This is a genomic window from Mycobacterium sp. PTI7, assembly GCF_056679845.1.
In genome coordinates this window covers 5,184,334-5,207,229 of the sequence record NZ_CM155252.1, presented here as the reverse complement: position 1 = coordinate 5,207,229, position 22,896 = coordinate 5,184,334, and the positions used below count along the sequence as shown (strand labels likewise).

General features: G+C 70.6%; 16 protein-coding genes. 8 read left to right on the top strand and 8 right to left on the bottom strand.

The annotated features are described in order from the left end of the window. Positions 1–53 precede the first annotated feature (53 nt). Positions 54–1,691: a GMC family oxidoreductase gene (locus tag AC1MEY_RS25105; protein WP_480228063.1), complete on the top strand. Its 1,638-nt coding sequence runs from the start codon at positions 54–56 to the stop codon at positions 1,689–1,691. Between the two features lie 90 nt (positions 1,692–1,781). Here the strand turns inward: AC1MEY_RS25105 and AC1MEY_RS25100 are convergent, their stop codons facing one another. The 3 genes from AC1MEY_RS25100 to AC1MEY_RS25090 form a co-directional block, all read right to left on the bottom strand. After that, positions 1,782–3,611 (bottom strand): phosphoenolpyruvate carboxykinase (GTP), encoded by a 1,830-nt coding sequence (locus AC1MEY_RS25100; protein WP_480228062.1) that lies wholly within the window; start codon positions 3,609–3,611, stop codon positions 1,782–1,784. A gap of 327 nt (positions 3,612–3,938) precedes the next feature. Then, positions 3,939–4,970, bottom strand: coding sequence for a hypothetical protein (locus AC1MEY_RS25095; RefSeq protein ID WP_480228061.1), 1,032 nt, complete (start codon positions 4,968–4,970; stop codon positions 3,939–3,941). After that, positions 4,967–5,944: a hypothetical protein gene (locus AC1MEY_RS25090; RefSeq protein ID WP_480228060.1), complete on the bottom strand. Its 978-nt coding sequence runs from the start codon at positions 5,942–5,944 to the stop codon at positions 4,967–4,969. Before AC1MEY_RS25090 ends, AC1MEY_RS25095 begins: the two co-directional genes overlap by 4 nt. A 143-nt stretch (positions 5,945–6,087) precedes the next feature. Here AC1MEY_RS25090 and trmB point away from each other — a divergent pair, with 143 nt between their 5' ends. The 4 genes from trmB to AC1MEY_RS25070 all read left to right on the top strand — a co-directional run bounded on the left by trmB (position 6,088) and on the right by AC1MEY_RS25070 (position 15,556). Beyond that, entirely contained in the window at positions 6,088–6,840 is a 753-nt protein-coding gene (gene trmB / locus AC1MEY_RS25085; RefSeq protein WP_480228059.1) for a tRNA (guanosine(46)-N7)-methyltransferase TrmB, read from the top strand. Then, a complete protein-coding gene (locus AC1MEY_RS25080; RefSeq protein ID WP_480228058.1) occupies positions 6,837–7,526 on the top strand; it encodes an NYN domain-containing protein in 690 nt (229 codons plus the stop codon). Before trmB ends, AC1MEY_RS25080 begins: the two co-directional genes overlap by 4 nt. A 54-nt stretch (positions 7,527–7,580) precedes the next feature. Further along, positions 7,581–10,952, top strand: a complete 3,372-nt coding sequence (locus AC1MEY_RS25075) for an MMPL family transporter (RefSeq protein ID WP_480228057.1) — start codon at positions 7,581–7,583, stop codon at positions 10,950–10,952. 95 nt (positions 10,953–11,047) lie between these two features. Then, positions 11,048–15,556, top strand: a complete 4,509-nt coding sequence (locus AC1MEY_RS25070; protein WP_480228056.1) for an EAL domain-containing protein — start codon at positions 11,048–11,050, stop codon at positions 15,554–15,556. On the opposite strand, the gene AC1MEY_RS25065 is transcribed toward AC1MEY_RS25070, so the two are convergent. Then, positions 15,553–16,731 (bottom strand): AI-2E family transporter, encoded by a 1,179-nt coding sequence (locus AC1MEY_RS25065; protein WP_480228055.1) that lies wholly within the window; start codon positions 16,729–16,731, stop codon positions 15,553–15,555. The genes AC1MEY_RS25070 and AC1MEY_RS25065 overlap by 4 nt on opposite strands. A 76-nt stretch (positions 16,732–16,807) precedes the next feature. On the opposite strand from AC1MEY_RS25065, the gene AC1MEY_RS25060 reads away from it, so the two are divergent. The 3 genes from AC1MEY_RS25060 to AC1MEY_RS25050 are packed head-to-tail and all read left to right on the top strand — an operon-like array spanning position 16,808 to position 19,601. Then, on the top strand, positions 16,808–17,959 hold the full coding sequence (locus AC1MEY_RS25060) for a lysylphosphatidylglycerol synthase transmembrane domain-containing protein (RefSeq protein WP_480228054.1): 1,152 nt from the start codon (positions 16,808–16,810) through the stop codon (positions 17,957–17,959). A gap of 9 nt (positions 17,960–17,968) precedes the next feature. Next, on the top strand, positions 17,969–19,219 hold the full coding sequence (locus AC1MEY_RS25055; RefSeq protein WP_480228053.1) for a M23 family metallopeptidase: 1,251 nt from the start codon (positions 17,969–17,971) through the stop codon (positions 19,217–19,219). Beyond that, a complete protein-coding gene (locus AC1MEY_RS25050; protein WP_480228052.1) occupies positions 19,206–19,601 on the top strand; it encodes a DUF3054 domain-containing protein in 396 nt (131 codons plus the stop codon). The genes AC1MEY_RS25055 and AC1MEY_RS25050 overlap by 14 nt, the downstream gene beginning before the upstream one ends. On the opposite strand, the gene AC1MEY_RS25045 is transcribed toward AC1MEY_RS25050, so the two are convergent. The 4 genes from AC1MEY_RS25045 to AC1MEY_RS25030 all read right to left on the bottom strand — a co-directional run bounded on the left by AC1MEY_RS25045 (position 19,495) and on the right by AC1MEY_RS25030 (position 22,836). Next, positions 19,495–20,925 carry a sensor histidine kinase gene (locus AC1MEY_RS25045; protein ID WP_480228051.1) on the bottom strand — a complete coding sequence of 477 codons (1,431 nt, stop codon included), beginning with the start codon at positions 20,923–20,925 and terminating at the stop codon, positions 19,495–19,497. The genes AC1MEY_RS25050 and AC1MEY_RS25045 overlap by 107 nt on opposite strands. A 10-nt stretch (positions 20,926–20,935) precedes the next feature. Beyond that, positions 20,936–21,613 (bottom strand): response regulator transcription factor, encoded by a 678-nt coding sequence (locus tag AC1MEY_RS25040; RefSeq protein WP_480231661.1) that lies wholly within the window; start codon positions 21,611–21,613, stop codon positions 20,936–20,938. A gap of 83 nt (positions 21,614–21,696) precedes the next feature. Then, on the bottom strand, positions 21,697–22,077 hold the full coding sequence (locus AC1MEY_RS25035; RefSeq protein WP_480228050.1) for a heme-binding protein: 381 nt from the start codon (positions 22,075–22,077) through the stop codon (positions 21,697–21,699). 171 nt (positions 22,078–22,248) lie between these two features. Beyond that, on the bottom strand, positions 22,249–22,836 hold the full coding sequence (locus AC1MEY_RS25030; protein ID WP_480228049.1) for a hemophore: 588 nt from the start codon (positions 22,834–22,836) through the stop codon (positions 22,249–22,251). Positions 22,837–22,896: the final 60 nt, after the last annotated feature.

Sequence of the window (22,896 nt, the reverse complement as noted above, 5' to 3'; positions counted from 1 at the left end):
AGAAACATACTTCCGGTCGGTTTTCCGGAAACGAGTCGGACGAAGGGTTTGCAATGGCGGAGTTCGACTACCTCGTACTCGGCGCCGGCGCGTCCGGCTGCGTCATCGCCAACCGTCTGTCGGAGAGCCCGACGAACCGCGTCCTGCTGGTCGAGGCGGGCGGGCACGGCCGCAGCCCCTACCTCCAGGTCCCACGCCTGGCCGGCCGGCTCCTGAACGACCCGCGCCACGCCTGGCAGTACCGGACCACGCCGTTCGGGCCGCACACCGACGGCGAGGCGTGGCCCCGTGGGCGGGTGCTCGGCGGATCCAGCGCGGTCAACGGCATGGTCTACAACCGCGGCGATCGCCGGGACTACGACGACCTCGAGGCCCTGGGCAACCGCGGCTGGGGCTGGGACCACATGCTGCCCGTCTACCGCGACGTCGAGGATCACCAGCTCGGCGCCTCCCCGACCCGCGGCGCCGGGGGTCCGCTGCACGTCAGCGTGCCGACCGATCCCACCGAGCTGGCACGCGACATCATCGCGGCCGGCGAGCGACTCGGCATGCGCCACGTCGACGACGTCAACGCGACCGGGGATGCCCGGGTCGGCCTGCCGCCGGCGACCATCCATCGCGGCCGACGGGTGAGTGCTGCGACCGCGTTCCTGCGGCCCGCCGTCCGGCGCCCCAACCTCGAGGTCGCCACCCACTCGTACGCCGAGCGGCTCGTCATCGAGAACGGCCGCGCGGTCGGCGCCGTCATCCGCACCGGCACGTCCTTCTCCGTGGTGCGCGCCCGGCGCGAGGTCATCGTGTGCCTCGGCGCGCTGGAGTCACCGAAGCTGTTGCAGCTGTCCGGGATCGGACCCCGCGACGTGCTCGCGGACGCCGGGGTCAAGCTGTACCTCGAGAGCGCCAACGTCGGTCGCCGGATGCTCGACCACCGCACGCTCGTCAACACCTACCGCCTCCTGGGCGACGGCGGCTACAACGCCCAACTGGCGACCCCGCTGGCCAAGGTGAAGACCGGACTGCACTACCTCGCCACCCGCAGGGGACCGCTGGCCACGCCCACCGCCGACGTGCTCGCACTGTTCAGCACCGACCCCGCGTCGTCGCGCGTCGACGGCCAGATGCTCGCCACGCTGCTGACCGTCACCGATCCGAGCGGCGGGGGACGCTCGGCCGTCGAGCACGCCGCGGGCATCACGTGCATGGGCGAGATCCTGCGCCCCACCTCGGAGGGCAGCGTGCGCGTCACCTCGCCCAACCCCGAGGCACCGCTGCTGATCGACCCCAACTACCTCGCCACCGAGCACGATCGCCGAGTGGGCGCCGGCGTATTGCGCACCATGCGTGCGGTCTTCGAACAGTCCCCCATCGCCGATCGCATCGACTTCGAGACCTGCCCCGGCGCCGACGTGCAGAGCGACGACGATCTGGTTGCCGCCGCACTCGCCACCGGGACCACGGGCCACCACGCGATCGGCACGTGCGGCATGGGCCCCGACGACGACGACGTGGTGGACGACCAGCTGCGCGTCCGCGGCATCGACGGGCTGCGCGTCGCGGACCTCTCGGCATGGCCGATCATGTTGTCGGGCAACACGAATGGACCGGCGATGGCGGTGGCCTGGCGGGCCGCCGACCTCATCCTGGACGGGGCGTGCGACCGCGTCGCCACGCTGCGCCCCGACGCCGCCTGACCACGACAGACCTGCTGCGCGAGCAGACGCAAAATCCCCTGAACCAGCTGGTTTCAGGGGATTTCGCGTCTGCTCGCGGTAAGGGGCGGTCTACTCGGCCTCGGCCAGGCGGGTCTTGAGCGCGTCGAACTCGTCCTTGATGCCGGTCGGCAGCTTCTCGCCGACGAACTCGAACCACTCCTCGATCAGCGGCAGTTCGTCGCGCCACTCGCTCGGGTTGACGGCCAGCGCCTCGTCGACGTCGGCGGGGTCCACGTCCAGCCCGGCCAGGTCGAGATCGGCTGCGGTGGGCACGATTCCGATGGGGGTGCTCTTCCCGTCGGCCTGGTGCTCGATGCGCTCGACGGCCCACTTCAGCACGCGGCTGTTCTCACCGAAGCCCGGCCACAGGAAGCGGCCGTCGTCGCCGCGGCGGAACCAGTTCACGAAGAACACCGCGGGCAGCTTTGACTCGTCGGCGTTCTTGCCCAGGTCGATCCAGTGCTGGAAGTAGTCGCCGACGTTGTAGCCGAGGAACGGCAGCATCGCCATCGGGTCGCGGCGGACGGTGCCCACCTTGCCCTCCGCGGCGGCGGTCTGCTCGGAGCCGAGGGTGGCGCCGATGAACACGCCGTGCTGCCAGTCGCGCGCCTGCGTGATCAGCGGGACGGTGGTCTTGCGGCGACCGCCGAACAGGATGGCCGAGATCGGCACGCCCTGCGGGTCGTCCCACTCGGGGGCAAGCGTCGGGCACTGCGAGATCGGGGTGCAGTAGCGCGAGTTCGGGTGCGCCGCCTTGGTTTCCGTCTCCCGCAGGTTCCAGTCGTTGCCCTTCCAGTCGATCAGGTGGTCGGGCTCGCCCTCGAGGCCCTCCCACCACACGTCGCCGTCGTCGGTCTTCGCGACGTTGGTGAAGACGGTGTTGCCGCCGGCGATGGTCTTCATCGCGTTGGGGTTGGAGTCCCAGTTGGTGCCCGGCGCGACGCCGAAGAAGCCGAACTCGGGGTTGGTGGCGTAGAGCCTGCCGTCCTTGCCGAACCGCATCCACGCGATGTCGTCGCCGACGGTCTCGGCGCGCCAGCCGTCGATGGTGGGCTGCAGCATGGCGAGGTTGGTCTTGCCGCACGCCGACGGGAACGCCGCGGCGATGTAGTACGCCTTGTTCTCCGGCGAGATCAGCTTGAGGATCAGCATGTGCTCGGCCAGCCAGCCCTCGTCGTGGGCCATGGCCGACGCGATGCGCAGCGAGTAGCACTTCTTGCCCAGCAGCGCGTTGCCGCCGTAGCCCGAGCCGAAGCTCCAGATCTCACGGGTCTCGGGGAAGTGGGTGATGTACTTCGTGTCGTTGCACGGCCACGGCACGTCCTTGGCGCCATCCTCGAGCGGAGCGCCGATCGAGTGCAGCGCCTTCACGAAGAAGCCGTCGTCGCCGATCTTGTCGAGCGCGGCCTTGCCCATCCGGGTCATGGTGCGCATCGAGACCACGACGTACTCGGAGTCGGTGATCTCGACACCGAGCTTGGGGTCCTCGGCGCCGAGCGGCCCCATGCAGAACGGGACCACCCACATCGTCCGGCCGCGCATGCTGCCGCGGTACAGCTCGGTCATGATCCCGCGCATCTCGGCGGGGTCCATCCAGTTGTTGGTCGGGCCGGCGTCGACCTCGCGCTGCGAGCAGATGTAGGTGCGGGACTCGACGCGCGCGACGTCCGAGGGATCCGAGAGCGCCAGGTACGAGTTCGGCTGCTTCTCGTGGTTGAGCTTCTGGAAGGTGCCGGCGGCGACCAGCTGTTCGGCCAGCCGCTCGTACTCCTCCTGGGACCCGTCCGCGAACGCGACCCGGTCCGGCTGGGTGAGTTCGGCAACCTCGCGGACCCAGGCCAGCAGGCCCTCGTGTGTGGTCGGCGCGTTGTCCAATCCGGGAATGGTCGCTGAGGTCATTTATTTCTCCTGCGTGCAGTCACGGTGGTCGCTTGATGAAGGTTAACGCGGGTGACGTACCCGCAGTTAATCGGGAGTATGTCCGATCCCTCACAGGAACGATTCAGAGACCGCGAGATTCGGGCGTTTTTCGTCGTGCACCATTCGTACTGGTCAGTAACCGCTTTTCGAGTTCTCGTGGCCCTCGGCGGACGTTTCCCGGACCCCTGCGGACGACCACCCGCGCGGACCGCGGCGAGCTTCGTCGGACGGGCGTTCGGCCAGGGACCGGCACGTGATCACGCCGTCGCCGTGGACGTCGATTGGGGCACGGCCAGGAAGGAGTGGTCACCGGCGGCGCACCCACTCGACCTCCGCGGCGAGGACGCGTTCGGCCACCACCGACTCGGCATGCCATCGCAGCGCCGCGGCGACCTCCGTCACCCACCCGTCCAGCAGGGCGCGGTCGTGCAGCAGGCGGCGGGTCCGCACCACCCAGACCACCAGGGGCAGACCGACGGCGAACCCGGCGGCGGGCCCGAGGTGCGGCGAGCCGGGCAGCAGCTCCACGAGGAGTCGGCTCACCGCCACGGCGATCCCGAGCGCGACGCCCATGCCCAGCACGGCCATCAGGCGGCCCTCGAGCCGGCGCGACGCCGATCGCGCCGGCGCCGGTGGGGCGATCGGCGCGGGCCGGCCGGCGGCGGGGGCTCCGACGCCGAGTTCCGCCGCGGCGCCGGCGAGCGCATGGTCCACCTCGGCGTCGACGTCGGCGAGGAACTCGACGGCCCGGTCGCGCACGTCGGCCTCGAAGGGCGCCGCACCTCCGCTCGGCAGCGCGGCGGCCCGGTCACGCAGCTCGCCGTGCAGCGCCGCAGACCGGTCGCGCACGAGACGCAGGAGATCGATCCGCGTGCGTGCCAGCACGCTCTTCAGCGCGAGGGCGTCGCGGGCCGGCCGACGGTCGGCGACTCCGACACCGCGGGCCGGCGGGTGCGTCAGCAGGTCCACCAGCGCGTCGATCCGCGCCTCGCCGAGGTCGGGTGCCGCGGCGACGCCCACCCACGGCATCGCCGCACGGCGCGGGCTCCACCGCTCGACCCGCCGCCGGTCGGCGTCCAGCACGTCGCGCCAGCCGCGGTGTGCGTCGATCTTCGACACCACCCCGACGACGACCTCGGTGCGCGTCGCCGCCCGTTCGAGCTGCTCCCAGTCGGTGCGGGTCAGCGGGGCGACGGCCGACACCACCGCGACGACGACGTCCGGCACCACCCGCGCGTCGTCGGTCATCACCGCGTGGTCGGGCAGCGCCGTGCGCAGCGCGGCGGCGACACCGTCGGCACCGGAGAGCGGCGGCCCGACCACCAGGACCGTGGTCACCCGGACCGCCCGCCGAGCAGGCGCAGCGATCCCCTGCTGATGTCCGCGCCGCAGCGTTGGTGCAGCGGGCTCACCGGTCCACGGCCGTAGCGGCGCCAGTGGACCGCCCGGGCGAGGTGGGCGGCCGGCGTATCCCCGCGGTCCACGGACCCGCCGTCGGCCTCGACGACGTCGACGGCGGCCGTCATCACCGCCAGCACGACCTCGTCGGACGACAGCCATTCGTCCACCGGACCGTCTGCGAGACAACGCAGTTCGGCCACGGCGTCGACCACCCGCCGGTAGCGCACCCGTGCCGCGGCCGCGTCGAGCGCCGCCAGCGCCTCCGCGACGTTGCTCAGGCCGGCGAGGTGGGCGGTCAGCGCGTCGGGTGCCACCCCGCGCTCCAGCGCGAGGATTGCGTGCGCGAGGCCGAACCGGTCCAGCAGGCCGAGCAGCCGGCTGCGGACCTCGCGGCCGACGGGATGGGGGTCGTCGACGAGGGCGTCCACGTCGGTCATGTTCGGAGGATCGGCGGCGAGGGCGCGCAGCGCGCCGATGACGGCGTCGTCCAGACCGCTCGGACCCAGCGCCGCGAGCAGCCCGACCATCGGGACGGTCGGCAGACCCGAGCGGGCGGTGATGGCCGCGGCGCGGCGCCGTGCGACGGCGAGGGGCCCGCCGGGACCCGTTCCGGCCAGATCGGCCTTGGTCAGCAGCAGCACCACCGGCCGTCCGAGCGCGCGGGCGAGATCGACGTCCTCCCGCTTGGCGTCCTCGGCGATGACGACGGCGCCGACCTCCCCGGCGTCGCGCGACACCACCTCGACGCCGGCCCGCCGCAGCGCGGTCGCCGCGGTACGCCTCCCCACGCCGTCACGCCCCACCACGGCAACCCCGACCGGCCGGCGTAGACGGTGGATGACCGGCGTCAAGCCCGGATGCCCGCGCGTCGCGGCGAACCGCGCGAGGTGGTCGATGAAGGTCTGTGTCACGATGGAATCCCCCCGAAGGCCATCGTCGCACCCTCGGGCACCCCTCCCGAGCGGCGATTTCGCCGCCCCGCGGAAGGCAACCATTGGGTATCAATCCGCACCACGATGCGAGTTCGGCGCCCGTCACGAGAGACGATGGACAAATGCATGCCCAGCGCGAGGACGCCGCTCAGGACGTCGACGCCTCGGCTCCGGCACTCGCGCACCCGTATCCCCGCATCACCAGCTTCCGATCGCGCCGCTCCAGCCTGTCCGACCGGCAGCAGGAGACCTGGACCCGCCGGTGGCCGGAACTCGGCGCGGCGGCCCGCAACGACGATGGCACCCCCGCCGCACCGCTCGACGCCCGGGCCTGGTTCGGCCGCAGCGGACCGCTGGTGCTGGAGATCGGCTGCGGTGCCGGCATCTCGACCCACGCGATGGCCGTCGACGAGCCCGACATCGACGTCATCGCCGTCGAGGTCTACCGCAAGGGACTGGCCCAGCTGCTCGGCGCCGTGGACCGCGACGGGCTCACCAACGTCCGGTTCGTCCGCGGGGACGGCGTCGACGTGCTCGAGTACCTGCTGACCCCCGGATCGCTGACCGGCATCCGCGTCTTCTTCCCGGATCCCTGGCCGAAGGCGCGCCACCACAAGCGCAGGCTCCTGCAGCCGGCCACCGTCGCCCTGATGGCCGACCGCCTCCGCCCGGGCGGTCTGCTGCACGCCGCTACCGACCACGCCGAGTACGCCGAGCAGATCGCGGAGGTCGGCGACGGCGAGCCGCTGCTCCGCCGCGTCGACCCGGACCGCACCGACCTGCCGATGTCGGTCCGCAGGCCGGAGACGAAGTACGAGGCCCGCGGCCTGCGCATGGGTAGTGCCATCACCGAGCTGCTGTGGGAGCGCACATGAGCCTGACCGAGGACGTCCCGCTCGTCGAGGATCCGGACGCCGCACCGGCGGCGCCGCAGCGCGTGCTGCTGGTGTGGGACGCACCCAACCTCGACATGGGCCTCGGTTCCATCCTGGGCGGCAGGCCCACCGCCGCGCACCGGCCGCGGTTCGACGCGCTGGGCCGCTGGCTGCTGTCCCAGACCGCGGACCTGTCCGCCGCCCGGGCCGAGGAGGGCCGCCCGGCCGCGCTCGAGCCCGAGGCCACGGTGTTCACGAACATCGCGCCGGGCAGCGCCGACGTCGTCCGGCCGTGGGTCGAGGCGCTCCGCAACGTCGGATTCGCGGTGTTCGCGAAGCCCAAGATCGACGACGACAGCGACGTCGACTCCGACATGCTCGCACACATCGCATTGCGTCACAGCGAGGGCCTGGCCAGCGTCTACGTCGCCTCCGCGGACGGCCAGGCGTTCCGGCTCCCACTCGAGGACATCGCTCGCGAGGGCATCGGCGTACACGTCCTGGGATTTCGTGAACATGCCAGTTGGGCGTTAGCGTCGGATACCTTGGAGTTCGTCGACCTCGAGGACATTCCCGGCGTCTTCAGAGAATCGCTACCGCGAATCGGCCTTGATTCGCTGCCCGAGCATGGGGCGTGGCTTCAGCCGTTCCGGCCGTTGTCCGCGTTACTCGCCTCGCGCGCCTGACAATTACAAGCAGCTCAGGCCGAAACGACTTGACGCAGATCCAAAGGAGTTGACGTGTTCGCCTGGTGGGGTCGAACGGTGTACCGATTCCGATACGCAGTCATCGGAATCATGGTCGCACTGTGCCTAGGTGGCGGCGTGTACGGGATGAGTCTCGGCGCGCACGTTACTCAGAGTGGTTTCTACGACGAGGGCAGCCAGTCGGTGCACGCCTCGTTGGCGGCCGACGCGGCGTACGGACGTGACACGTCCGGCCACATCGTCGCGCTGTACACCGCACCCGACGGCAAGACCGTCGACGATCCGACCTTCAAGCAGAAGGTCCTGGACAACCTGGCCGAGGTCGAACGCACGCACCCCGACCAGATCCTCCGGACGATCGGCTACTTCAAGGCCCCCGAGGTCCTGAAGACCATGGCCGACGCCGACAAGCAGCACGCCTTCATGTCGGTGCAGCTCAAGGGCGACAACGACGACGCGATCCTGAACAACTACAACAAGAACGTGGGTAGTGACGGCACGACCGTCAAGGAAGCGCTGAACATCCCCGGCATCGAGGTCCAGCAGGCCGGTCTGCAGCCGCTGGCCAGCGAGCTGACCGGCACGATCGGCGAGGACCAGAAGCGCGCCGAGGTGGCCGCGATCCCGCTGGTCTGCGTCGTGCTGTTCTTCGTGTTCGGCGGCGTCATCGCCGCGGCACTGCCCGGCGTCATCGGCGGTCTGACCATCGCGGGCGCCCTGGGCGTCATGCGCCTCGCGGCGGAGTTCATCCCCGTCCACTTCTTCGCCCAGCCGGTGGTGACGCTGATGGGGCTCGGCATCGCCGTCGACTACGGGCTCTTCATGGTCAGCCGATTCCGGGAGGAACTGGCCGAGGGCTACGACACCGAGGCGGCCGTACGCCGCACCGTGATGACGTCCGGCCGGACGGTCATGTTCTCCGCGGTCATCCTGGTCGCATCCTCGGTGCCGCTGCTGCTGTTCCCGCAGGGCTTCCTGAAGTCGATCACCTACGCGATCATCGCGTCGGTCATGATCGCGGCGATCCTGTCGATCACGGTGCTGGCAGCCGCGCTGGCGATCCTCGGCCCGCGCGTCGACGCGCTGGGCGTCAAGACCCTGGTGAAGTTCGCGCTCCCCGACCCCGTCGTGGCAGACCCGGACAACAAGAAGACCAACGTCTTCGCGATCGCCTCGATCCCGCTCGGCGTGCTGCTGCCGCCCGTGGGCATCGCGCTCGGACACATCGCGCGCAAGCGCATCAAGCAGAGCGGCGAGCAGGGCGCGAACCTGGCGCTCATCGGCCAGGTGCTCGGCTACACCGCGCTGTACGGCGCGATGGCCTACGGCATCATGGCGATGAAGGACGCCGACGTCATCGGCAGCGCCGTCTACTGGATGCTGCTCGGCATCGTCATCTTCCTGGTGGTCGTGACGTTCGGCCTGGCACTGGCCCGCTACGTGCCGCTGGCCCGCAAGCCCATCGTGTGGTGGCTGCACTGGCTGGCGGAGAAGACGCAGAAGAACAAGACGCGCGCCGAGGTCGAGAAGGGCTTCTGGGGCAAGCTCGTCAACCGCGTCATGAAGCGGCCCATCGCCTTCGCGGCGCCGATCGTGATCTTCATGATCATCCTCATCATCCCGCTGGGTCAGCTGGCACTCGCCGGCATCAGCGAGAAGTACCTGCCGCCGGACAACTCCGTCCGCCAGGCGCAGGAGGCGTTCGACCGGACCTTCCCGGGCTTCCGCACCGAACCGCTGACGATGGTGCTCGAGAGCCAGAACGGCGAGCCGGTCACCGACCAGCAGATCGCCGAGGTCCGCGCCAAGGCGACGGCCATCCCGGGCTTCATCGAACCCGACGACGACCCGTCGAAGATGTGGCAGGAACGCTCCTACCTCGACGGCGCGTCGAAGAATCCCGACACCCGCGTCATCCAGAACGGCCTGGTGAACCGCGCCGACGCCCCCGAGAAGATCGAGGAGCTGCGCGCGCTGGCCGCTCCCCGCGGCATCACGGTGTCGGTGGGCGGTACGCCCGCGCTGGAACAGGACTCGATCCACAGCCTGTTCGACAAGCTGCCGCTGATGGGTCTGCTGCTCATCACCACCACGACCATCCTGATGTTCCTGGCCTTCGGGTCGGTGGTCCTGCCCATCAAGGCGGCGCTGATGAGCGCGCTGACCCTCGGATCGACGATGGGCGTCCTCACGTGGATGTTCGTCGACGGCCACGGGTCGGGCCTGATGAACTACACGCCGCAGCCCCTGATGGCGCCGATGATCGGTCTGATCATCGCGGTGATCTGGGGGTTGTCGACCGACTACGAGGTGTTCCTGGTCTCCCGCATGGTGGAGGCGCGAGCGCGCGGCATGTCCACCGCGGAGGCCATCCGCATCGGCACCGCGACCACGGGTCGACTGATCACCGGCGCCGCGCTGGTGCTGGCGGTGGTCGCGGGCGCGTTCGTGTTCTCCGACCTGGTCATGATGAAGTACCTGGCGTTCGGCCTGCTGCTCGCGCTGCTGCTCGACGCGACGGTCGTCCGCATGTTCCTGGTGCCCGCGATCATGAAGATGCTCGGCGACGACTGCTGGTGGGCGCCGCGCTGGATGAAGCGTCTGCAGGAGCGCCTGGGCCTCGGCGAGACGGAGCTGCCCGACGAACTGCGGCGGCCCGTGGTCCGCGAGCAGGAGAACGACCCGGCCGCACTGGTCGGCGCCGGCGCCCCGATCCGGCCGCGCCCGCCGCACGATCCCGGGCATCCCGAGGGTGGCCTGCCCGTGGCACCTCGACCGGGTCTGCCGACCGGGCCGTCCGGTGGTCGCGCACAGCCGCAGGCCGTCCCGGCCCGGGTCAGCCAGCCGTCCGCGTCGGCGACGACGCGGATCCCGACGCCTGCGGGTGCGGGTTCCGGCGAAGCGCCGACGACGCGCTTCTCCGCACCCACCGAGCCGGTGCCGTCGGCGAACGCGACGGCCGCCACGCAGCGGACGCCGCGCGTCGACCCCGGCCGTACAGCTCCCCCGCGCGGTGGCGCACCCCGTGCCCCCGAGCCGACGCCCGCTCGCACGCCGGAACCGGCGCGTGCGGCGAACCGCGAGATCGAGTCCTGGCTCGGCGAGCTGCGGGGTGCGGCGCCCAGCGGTCCGGCGGCGGGTCCGACTCCCGCGCAGCCCTCCGCGGAGCCGACCCGCGCGATGCCCGGACAGCGGTCCGCGCCGGCCGAGGAGGAGGCCGGCTCAGGCACATCGGCGTCCTCCGGCCGCGACGAGCCGACCACCGCCATCCCCACGCCGCGCAAGCAGGACGCCGATTCGACCGAGAAGATCGACCTCCGCGACGCGGCGCTCGAGGAGGAGCGCAAGCGGCGTGGCGGTGGCGTGAGTGCCGCAGATCTGCTGCGTCGCGAAGGGCGCATGTAGCCCTCGCGGCAACGCCCGCTGACGTAGGCTCGACGTTGCCCGACGTCCGCCCGGACACGCTCGTCGGCCATGGGCGTCGGGGGGTCTGATGCGGGATGATCGGTAAGTCCGAACGGGTACCGCCGCGGACGATCGTGGTGGGATCGTCGGCCGGCGGCTTGAACCCCCTCACGGCGCTACTGGGCGCCGTTCCGGACCGAACCGGCTGGTGCTTCGTCATCGCACAGCACGTGGGACCCACGGACCGGAGCATGCTGGTCGATCTGTTACAGCGGATCACCCCGATGCGGGTCGTCGAAGCGCGCGACGGCTCCCTCCTCGAACCCGAAGTCGTGTTCGTCGCTCCGCCCGGCGCCGACATCGTGGTGAACGATCGCACCGTGGGCCTGATGTCGGCCGACGGCGAACGCCGGCCGTGGCCGAGCATCGACCGGCTGTTCGCCTCCGCCGCGACGTCCTTCGGCGAGGCGTCCGTCGGCATCGTGCTGTCCGGGACCGGGCACGACGGTGCCGCAGGGGTGGCCGCCATCGGCATGGCGGGCGGAGTGGTCATCGCCCAGGACCACTCGTCGGCCGCATTCGAGTCCATGCCCGACGCGGCCGACGCCACGGGTGCGGCAGACCTCCGGCTTCCGCCGCAGGAAATCCCGGCCGCACTCGTCCGCATCCTCTCCGGCGCGGTAGACGTACCGGAGTTCGAGCCGGCCGACGTCGACGACGACATGGGGCTCGACGACGAGGCCGTCGAGGCGACCGTCGCCGCGCTGCGATCGGCGACGGGCGTCGACTACTCGGGCTACAAGCGGACGACCCTGCGCCGTCAAATCGAACGCCGACTGCGCGTCACCGACCGAACACCGGCGGAGTATGCGAGCGTCCTGGCCACCAGCCCCGGTGAGGCAACCGCCCTCACCCACGGCCTCCTCGTCGGCGTCACGGCGTTCTTCCGGGACAGCGCCGTATGGGACGAGGTCGCCGTGCAGCTACGCGACGTCGTCGGCACCCTCGACCCGACCATGCAGCTGCGGATGTGGGTGCCCGGCTGCGCCAGCGGCGAGGAGGTCTACACCCTGACCATGCTGGCCGCCGAGGCACTGGGCCGGGACACCCACGCGCTGTCCGACCGCCTGAAGATCTTCGCGACCGATCTCAACGAATCCGCACTCTCCGCGGCGCGCCGTGGCCGCTACTCCGACGGATCGACCGCGGCCATCCCGGCGATGCTGCGCGAGCGCTGGCTGACGCGGGTGGGGCAGGACTGGGAGGTGGCCCCCGACCTGCGGGAGTGTGTGGTGTTCGCCCGACACAACGTGGCCTTCGACCCGCCGTTCCCCCGCCTGCACCTGATCTCGTTGCGCAACACCATGATCTACTTTCAGCCCCACCTGCAGGAGCGGGTGCTCGAACTGTTCAGGTTCGCGCTGTTGCCGGACGGCCTCCTGATCCTGGGGAAGTCGGAGAACGTGCCGCGCCTCGGCCTGCGATTCGCCGTGGTGGCGGCCGAGCACCGCATCTACCGGCGGCGCAGCGTCGACGGCCCCGTGCGGGCGCCGGCGGGCCGGTTCGCCCCGATGACCGCGGCCGTGGCCAAATCCGCTGCCGTGCAGCGCCATGACCACGACGCCGCGCTGTACCGGCGTCTTCTCCGCGTCCTCGCCGCGCCGTCCCTGGTACTCGACGGCGACGACCGTCTGCTCGAGGTGGTCGGCGACGTCTCGCCATGGTGCGCGGTCGGCGAGGGCCGCCATTTCGGGTACGCCGCCGAACTGGTTCGAGAGCCCTACCGTCTGGCGGTGCGAATCCTGCTCAGCCAACTGCGGCACGGCAGCGCCGAGGTGATGGAACGGACGGTGGCAGGACCCGACGGTCCGGTCACGCTCCGCGCCGCACGGGTGGCGGCCGACGGGATCAGCACCGTGGTGAGCTTCGACGTCCCCCTGGCGTCGACGACCGGCTCCGAGGTGGCCGCCGTCGTGTCCGTCGCCGACCCGCAGATGACGAAGGCCCTGGAGTCGGCGCAGGACGCGTTGCAGGCCACGATCCAGGACCTGAGTGGCTCGAACGAAGAACTGCAGGCCCTCAACGAGGAACTGCAGGCGTCCACCGAGGAACTGCAGGCGTCCACCGAGGAGGCGCAGGCCTCGAACGAGGAACTCGAGGCCGCCAACGAGGAACTCGTCACCCTGAATCAGGAACTCCAGGCCCGAAGCGCCGAGTTGACGGTGGCCAACTCGGATCTGGAGAACATCCAGGCGTCGCTGACCAGCGGGCTCATCATCGTCGATCGCGACCTGCGGGTGCTGCGCTACACGCCGATCGCGGTGCGGCTCTTCTCGCTGATCCCGGAGGACGTCGGCCGCCCCCTGCCTGCCGTGCCCACGACGATCGCGGTCCCAGCGCTGGCCGCCGACCTCCATCAGACGATCCTCACGCGCACCCCCCAGCTGTTCGAACTCAGCGACGCCACCCGCGACCTCCTGCTTCAGTTGCAGCCCTACACGGGTTCGCACGGCGAGGTGCTCGGCGCACTGGTCATCGTCATCGACGTCGGCGACGTCGCCGAGGCCCGCCGGGAGCGGCAGCGGGCGCTCACCACCCTGGAGACCGTCGCGGGATCCGTCCGCGAGCTCGTCTGGCAGCGGGACGGATCGGACGGCTTCACCTTTCTCAACGGCCGCATCGCCGACGTCTACGGGCTCGACCGGCAGAAGGTGCTCGACGATCCGACGCTCCTCACCGCCGCCATACATCCGGCCGACCGTGCCCGGGTGGCCTCGGTGATGGCCAACTCAGACCGCCGGTGGCAGTTGGAGTACCGCATCGTCCGACCCGACGGATCGGTGCGCTGGATCGACGAGTCAGCCTCCGCTGCACCTGATTCGGAATTGATCACGGGTAGCGCACTCGACGTCACCGACCGACACCACCTACAGGAAGCCGCGACAGAACGTGGCGCGGTGCTCGATGCGCTGCTGACCACCCGCACCGTGGGCATGCTGATCCTCGACGCCGACGACCGGATTCTTCAGGTCAGCGAACTCGTCGCCGCCATCGCCGGACACAAGGCCGAGACGCTGATCGGAACGCCCCTGGGCGTCCTGATGGAACCCGAGCCCACTCCGACGCCGGGGCCCGGCGCGCCTCACGGCCGAGACACCCGCCGTATCCTCGGCCCGGACGGCACCTACCGCGCCGTCACCATCGAGCTGCTGCCGGTCGCACTCGCGACCGCCGATGGCGCCCACGACGTACCCGGACGGGTCGCCTTGATCCACGACGTCACCCAGATGCGGGAAATCTCGGCGGATCTGGCAGCCCACGAGCAGTTCGACCAGCAGACCGGATTGCTCACGAGGACGTACTTCCGGTCCCGCACCGACGACCAGGTACGCACCGGCTCAGCGGAGTTCGCCGTGTTGTGGATCGACCTCGACGGGTTCAAGGAGATCAACGACCGTTTCGGGCACCGCTCTGGTGACATCCTGCTGGCCACGATCGCGTCCCGACTTCGGCGCGCAGCGCGGCGCTACGACGTGATCGGTCGCCTCGGCGGCGACGAGTTCGCCATGCTGATCACTCGGGTCCAAGACCTCGACGGGATCGAGACCCTCGTCCACCGCATCCTTACTGCGGTACGCGAACCGATCGACATCGACGGCACGCTCGCCTACGTTTCGGCATCGGTGGGCATCGCGTTGCATCCGCACGATGGCGTGACCGCAGACGAGCTGCTGCACAACGCCGACACCGCGATGTACGCCGCCAAGCACCAGGGCCGCGACCGTCACGTCTACTTCGCCGGCGACATGAACCGGCGCGCCGACGAGCGCGCGGAGATACGCCGGGAACTGGCGGGTGCCGTTCGCAACAGGGAGTTCGAACTGCACTATCAGCCGGTGCTGGACGTCGCGACCGGCAAGGTCGCCCACGTGGAGGCGCTGGTCCGGTGGCGGCGACACGGAGAGATCCGCACCGCCGAGACCTTCCTCGGCCACGCCGCGGAGACCGGCCAGTTGCGCGGGATCGGCCGCATCGTCCTGGGGCTCCTCGACACCGACATCGCCGAGCTGCACCGCCGCTTCGGCGACGCCGGGCCGCGGGTGGCGGTCAACCTCTCGGGTGCCGAACTCGAGGAGCGCGACATCATCGACTGGCTGGTGGCATGGCACCCTCCGGGCGGCTTCGAACGGGTGATCGCAGAGGTCACCGAGTCCGTGCTGTTGGCCCCTGGTGGGCGGGCAGTGGACACCGTGACGGTCCTTCGTCGCCTCGGTGCCACGATCAGCATCGACGACTTCGGCACCGGCTACTCGAACCTCGAGGCGCTCGACCGGCTGCAACCCGACATCATCAAGATCGACAGGTCGCTGCTCGAGCGGGCCGCGACCGCGGTGGACGGCCGGGGCGCCAACATCCTGCGGGCCGCCGTCCAGCTCGCCCGGGCCCTCGACGCCCAGGTGGTGATGGAGGGCGTGTCCGACGAGGCGATGTGGGAACGGGTCCGGGCGCTCGGCGTCGACCTGGCTCAGGGTTACTTCCTCGCGAAACCCATGCCGCTGCACGCCCTGGTGGACTGGCTCGGTGCGTCCGGGGCCGAGGGCTAGCGAGGCTCGGGACCCGTGTCCGGCTCCGGCTCGTCCGGTTGGGCGGCCGGCCCCTTGATCGGTCCGCCTACCGCGGCCGCGACCCCTTCGGCCGTGGCGCCGTGGTCCTCGGCGATCAGCACCCGCACCGCGCTGTTGAGCACCGCGACGATCGGGACGGCCAACAGCGCCCCGACGATCCCGGCCAGCACGCCGCCGGTCGCGATGGCGAGCACCACCGCGAGCGGGTGGATGGACACGGCGCGGCCCATCACCAGCGGCTGCAGCACGTGCGCCTCCAGCTGCTGCACCGCGATGATCAGCCCGAAGGTGATCGCGGCGTAGACCCACCCCTTGGCGATCAGCGCGACGATGACCGCGATCCCACCGGTCAGCACCGCACCGACCAGCGGGATGAACGCACCCATGAACACCAGTGACGCCAGCGGCAGCGCCAGGGGGATCCCCATGATCGCCAGCCCGGTGCCGATGCCGATGGCGTCGACCAGCGCCACCAGGAACGTGGCGCGCACGTAGCCGATCAGCGAATGGAAACCGGCTCGCCCGGCGTCACGCACCCGGTCGCGGACCGTCACGGGGAAGACGAGGCTCACGAACGCGAAGATGTTCCGCCCGCCGTGCAGCAGGAAGATCACCGTGAAGAACATCAGCAGCGCGCCGGTGACGATCTCGGCGATGGTGCCCGCCGTGGAGAACGCGCCGCTGGTGAGCTTGGCCTGGTTGTTCTTCAGCGCCTCGATCGCCGCGTCGGTCGCGCTCTTCACCTGGTCGTTGCTGAAGTGCGACAGCATGCCCGTCGACAGCGTCTCCCGTGCACCGGCGATGCTGCGCGTGACCTGCTCGATGAGCGCAGGCGCACCCTCGACGAACTGGCTGACGACGAACGTGAGCAGCCCGCCGACCACCACCAGGCTGCCGAGCATCACCAGGGCGACGGCCGCGCCACGGTTCAGCCCGCGGCCGTCGAGGTGGTCGACGACGGGGAGCAGCATCGCCGCCACCATCGTCGCGAGCAGCACCGGGACCACGATCACCTCGAGGTGGCCGACCACCCACAGCAGCGCGACGAGGGCACCGAGGATGACGATCAGCCGCCACGACCAGGCCGCCGCCTTGCGGACCAGCGGACTGACCGACGCATCGGCCGCGGCGTCCAGCGGCATCCCTCGAGACATGGCGGAAGCGTAACGAGTCGACACGGCACGACGAGGGACGCTTTGCCTGGACACGTCCGCCGTTACCCTGTTAGGCGTGTCGCTAGAGGAGCCGGCCGGCGACGCTCGTCCCGAGGGCCGCCCACGCGGCAAGTATTGGTGGGTGAGGTGGGCGCTGATCGCGCTCGCGGTCATCGTGCTCACCGTCGAGGTGGTGCTGGTCTGGGACCAGTTGGCCAAGGCGTGGAAGAGCCTGCGGACGGCCGACCCGCGGTGGGTGATCGCCTGCGTGGTCGCGTCGATGCTCTCGATGCACAGCTTCGCGCAGATCCAGCGCACGCTGCTGCGGTCGGCGGGCGTGACCGTCCGCCAGTGGCGCTCCGAGGCCGCCTTCTACGCGGGCAATGCGCTGTCGACCACCATGCCCGGCGGCCCGGTGCTGTCCGCGACGTTCATCTACCGCCAGCAGCGCATCTGGGGTGCGACGCCGGTGGTCGCATCCTGGCAGCTGGTGATGTCCGGCGTGCTGCAGGCCGTCGGCCTGGCGCTGCTCGGCCTCGGCGGCGCCTTCCTGCTCGGCGCCAGCAAGAACCCGCTGTCGCTGATCTTCACGCTCGGCGGGTTCGTCGCGCTGCTGCTGCTCGCGCAGTCGGTGGCGTCCAACCCCCAGCAGATCGACGGCATCGGCGTCCGGGTGCTCACGTGGGTCAACTCGATCCGCGGCAAGCCCGCCGACACCGGGTTGGCCAAGTGGCGCGAGACCCTCGAGCAGCTCGAGTCGGTGAGTCTCGGCCGCCGGGCGCTGGGGACGGCGTTCGGCTGGTCGCTGTTCAACTGGATCGCCGACGTGGCGTGTCTCGCGTTCGCCGCCTACGCCGCGGGCGGGCACCCGTCGCTGGCCGGCCTGACGGTGGCCTACGCCGCGGCGCGCGCGGTCGGGTCGATCCCGCTGATGCCGGGTGGCCTGCTGGTCGTCGAGGCCGTGCTGGTGCCCGGTCTGGTGACGAGTGGGATGACGCTGGCCTCGGCCATCTCGGCGATGCTGATCTACCGGATGGTCAGCTGGATCTTCATCTCGGCGATCGGCTGGGTGGTGTTCTTCTTCATGTTCCGCACCGAGAAGGACATCGACCCCGACGCCGCCCTCGCGGGTGGCATCGACGCCGAACCCGCCGACGGGGAACCGCCGTTCAGCCCCGATCCGGAGGTGGTTCACGAACCCGAGTCGCGGCGCGATCCCGAGCCCTAGGATCGATGGATGAGCGCACCGGTGCCCCGCATCGTCGCCGTCCTCGCCGCGCTGGCAGTGCTGACGGCCTGTTCCGGGTCGAGCGAAACACGCTCGCAGACCGACGAATCCGCCGCCACGTCGACCTCGGCCCCGGCCGAGGCGGGACCCGTCGCGGCCACCCCGGTGCTGGCGCGCGTGGCGTCGCCGCCGGTCCCGGTGCCCATGACCGACGGCAAGGTGCACCTCGCCTACGAGCTGTCGCTCACCAACGCGATGGGTCAGGACGTCGACCTCCGGTCGGTGGCCGTCACGGCCGGCGATCGCACCCTGCTCGAGCTGTCTGGCGCCGGGCTGGCCTACTGGACGAGGATCCTCGGGTCGGGTGACACGCCGACCACGCGTCTCGGTCCGGCACAGGCCGCCACGGTCTGGCTCGACGTCGTCATCGACGGCGCCGAGGGTGCCACTCCCGCTGTGCCGCAGCAGCTCTCGCACACCCTGGTCGTCGGCCTCACCAAGCCGATGCCTCCCCTGCTACCCGCCACGATGACCGAGGACGTCGCGCCCGTGACGGTCTCGACCCGCGAGCCGGCCACGATCGCGCCGCCGCTCGATGGACCCGGCTGGCTGGACGGCAACGGCTGCTGCGACATGACCGCGCACCGGATGGCCCTCAACCCGCTCAACGGAAGCCTCTACGCTGCAGAGCGATTCGCCATCGACTACGTGCGGCTCGCACCGGACGGCACGGTGTTCCGCGGCGACCAGACCAGGACCGAGTCGTATCCCTACTTCGGCGACGAGATCCACGCGGTGGCCGACGGACCCGTCGTGTCGGTGCTCGACGGCCTGCCCGAACAGGTCCCAGGCCGCAACCCCGAGGGCCTGAAGCTGGAGGAGTACGGGGGCAATCACGTGGTACAGGACATCGGGGACGGGAACTATGCGTTCTACGCACACCTGAAGACCGGGACGGTGGCGGTGAAGCCGGGCGACCGCCTCACCGCGGGACAGGTGCTCGGGAACCTCGGCAACAGTGGCAACACCGACGCCCCGCACCTGCACTTCCACCTGATGGACGGCCCCGACCCGCTGATGGCCGAGGGATTGCCGTTCGTGTTCGGGTCGTTCGAGACCACCGGGCGCCTGGCTACGATGGACGCCCTCGGCCCGATACTCGACGGAAGGCCCGCCGCCATGCAACCCGGGATCACCGCCCGCGAGGACACCAACGTCAGCCCGCTCGTCCTCGACGTGATGACCTATGACGTCGGCTGAGCGGGACCGCCGCGCCGCTGCGCTGGCCCTGATCGCCGACGCCGCGTGCGTGCTGGCGTTCGCCGCCGTGGGCAGGCGCAGTCACGAAGAGGGCCTCACTCTCACGGGCGTGTTCGAGACCGCATGGCCCTTCCTGTCGGGAACGGCGCTGGGCTGGTTGGTGATTCGCGGTTGGCGCCGGCCGAGCGCGCTGATGCCCACCGGCGTCGCGGTGTGGGTGGCCACCGTGGTCGTCGGCATGGCGCTGCGCAAGGCGACGTCCCAGGGCACCGCCGTCAGCTTCGTGGTGGTCGCTTCCCTCGTGACCGCAATCCTGTTACTCGGCTGGCGCGGCGGCGCAGCGATCCTGGCTCGGCGCCGAGGAGTTCGACCCGGTCTGTGATCTCGTCGCCGTCCTGACCGGTCGACACGGTCAGCGTTGCCCGTAGCCCACCGAGCGGTCCGTCGGAGAGTTCGATGGTGCCGCCGTGCAGCGCGGCCTGCTGCGCCACCAGTGCCAGACCGAGTCCGGACCCACCGGGCGCGGCGGTGCTGCCTCGGGCGAAGCGGCCCATGACGGCACCGTGCTCCTCGGCGGGCAGTCCCTTGCCGTTGTCGTCGACCACGATCACCATGGATCGGTCCCGCCGGTGCGCGGCGAGCACGATCTGTGTCGCCTCCCCGTGCGCTATGGCGTTGCGCACCAGGTTGTCCACCGCGAGCCGCAGTCCACCGGGCCACCCCCAGACGGTGCCGACGTCGTCGTCGGTCTCGACTGCGATCTCGACGCCCACCGCGTAGGTGTTCTCCCGTGCGACGCGGTCGAGCATGTCGGTGACGTCGATCGCCTCGCGGTCCTCGGCCTGTGCCAGCTGCCCGGACGCGAGCTGTCCCAGTGCAGTGATGATCGCCTCGACGCGCCGCTGCGCCCGCGACAGGTCGGCGACGACCTCCTCGCGCTCGTCGGCGGGAAGGTCGTGGATGCGCAGCGTGTCGAGGTCGGCGCGCATCGCGGTCAGCGGCGTCCGCAGCTCGTGGGCGGCGTTCGCGGCGAAGTCCTGTGCCGCCTGCAGGCTGTTGGTGGTCGCCTGCTGCGCTGCGGTCAACCGGCTGAGCATGCCGACCATCGCATCCGAGAGTTCTTCGGCCTCACGGACTCCCGTGACGGCCTCGATCTTGTCGGTGCCCTTGCCCAGCCGCATCGTCTGCACGGTCAGCCGCCGCAGCGGCCGGATCGCCGGGCCCGCGAGCAGCCAGCCCAAGCCGCCGGCGATCAGCACCGTGCCCACGCCGACCGCGGTGTACAGCGGGATCCTGGCCGGGCTCAGCAGGATGCTGTCGGCGCGGATGCCCACCGACATCAGCACGCCGCCCCGCTGATCCATCGGAATCGTGCGCACCCGGTACTCGATGCCGTTGACCTCGACGGTCTCGGTGCCCGGCACCAGCTGCGGGAGCTGGAACCCGCGCTGGAACACCACCTGTCCCGACGAGCGCGACCGTCCGGTGGTCAGGACGCCGCGGCTGGGGTCGCTGAGCTGCTCGGGATACATGCTGGCGTCGACGATCGAGTCCAGCCGTCGATCCAGCTGTGCCGCATCGTTGTTCGCCAGCACCACCGACGTCAGCACGGTGAACACCGCGACCACGGCCGCCGCGGCGGCGGCCGACGCCAGTGCCACGCGGGTGCGCAGCGACGCGGAGCGGAGGAAGCGTGGGAGCGGCACCTGCGAGCCGCTACGGATCCTGGCGCAGGACGTAGCCGATGCCGCGCACGGTGTGGATCACCCGCGGCTGCCCCTCGCGCTCCAGCTTGCGTCGCAGGTAGCTGATGAACACGTCGGCCACGTTGGTGTCGACGTCGAAGTCGTAGCCCCACACCAGTTCGAGCAGACGCTGACGGGACAGGACCACGCCCGCGTTCTCGGCGAGCACGGCCAGCAGGTCGAATTCACGCTTGGTGAGTTCGGCGCGCTCGCCGTCGACGAACACCAGGCGGCGCGCCGTGTCGATGGTCAACGGACCCACCGTCATGGTGTCCGACGCCTGCTCCGAGTGCGCCGACCTGCGCAGCAGCGCGTGCAGGCGCGCGACGAGCTCACCGAGGTCGAACGGCTTGGTGAGGTAGTCGTCGGCGCCGGCCTCGAGCCCGGCGATCCTGTCGTTCACGGTGTCGCGCGCCGACAGCACGCAGATCGGGATGTCGTTGCCCAGGGCGCGCAGCGCGGTCACCACGGCGACGCCGTCGAGTTCGGGCATCTGCACGTCCAGCACCAGCGCGTCGTGCGTCTCGGTGGACAGCAGACGCAGCGCTTCCTTGCCGTTCGATGCGACGCGCACGTCGAAGCCCGAGTGCCGCAGACCGCGCGACACCGAGGTGCGCACGTCCGGATCGTCGTCGACCATCAGGACCATCCGGCCGGAGCCGTCCGAGGACGGCTCCTGACCGATCCCGTCCCCCGCGGTGAGCGGTGCCCCCTGCCTCAGCGGCACGGGGCCTACGGGAGTGCGGGCGCCGGTGCCGAGCCGCAGCGGTTCTTCAGGTCGACGAGCGGCTGGCGAATGCCCGTCAGCTCGGCCTTGGTCTGCGGGTTGTCGTTCAGGTAGCGATCGACCTCGACGCGGACCTCGTCGCGGTTCTTGCCCTCGAGGCCGGTGAAGAAGTTGTTCACGTCCGGGTGGGTGAACAGGTAGGCCGACGTCGACGCCGAGACGCCGGAGGCCACGCCCGCCAGATCGGCGGCGGTGCAGTTCGGCGGGTTGGGCGCGGGCTCCGCCATGGCGGAGGGCAGCGCACCGAACAGCATTGCGCCTGCGATCGCGCCGGCGCCCACGACGCCGGCTACCGCACGTCGCCCAGCATTGGCCGAGAGCAACATGATCAAGCTCCTTCTTCGAAAACGGAGTGGCCGTAACCCCAGGCGGTTACCGACATCGAAAAGCTAAGCAGAATCCCCGACGAGTTTCTTGCCTTGCGGTCAATCAGCTGTGAGAAACCGTAAAAGCCCAGGTGAAATTCTTCGCCTCGGTGCCGTTCGCGACGGCAGTCGCTATCCGGCGGTGATCGACGGGGGTCCGGGCAGCGGGCCCGCGCCCTGTCGCGGTGCCGTGCGGGGGGTCGGCACCGTGGGTGCGACGGCGCCCGGGACGGCGACCGTCTGCGCCGACGGCGAGCCCGCCGGCAAACCACCGGGGACCGTTCCGGCGACCGCGCCGCCCTGCGACTGGGCGGTCTGCATCAGACCCATCAGCTGCGGCAGCGTAAGCGGCAGCTTGCACCGGCCCGACAGCGACACCAGCGGCGCCTGCAACGCCTTCATGTCGTCGGCGACCTCGGGATTGGCGTCGAAGTAGGTCTTCAGAGCTACCAGCGACTGGGGTCCGCCCTGCTGCTGCGAGATCGTGGTCAGCGCGGTGTTGGTCTGCGGGTGCGCGTCGAGGTAGCCGCCCGTGGACGTCGCGACCGAGCCGATCGTCTTGGCCACCTCGCTGGCCGCGCACGGGTCCGTGGCCGCGGTCGCCGACGGGGCGGACAGGCCGCCCGGCACGGCGAGCGCCGCGACGGCGGCACCTCCGGCTGCAGTCACAGCGAACACGCCGAGCAGTCCTCGTCGGACGGCTCCGGTGGTATGGGTCATGGGTTGCTCCTCACGGTCCACGCACGCTCCTGGCTGCGTGAACGCTCGCTATCGGGCGGC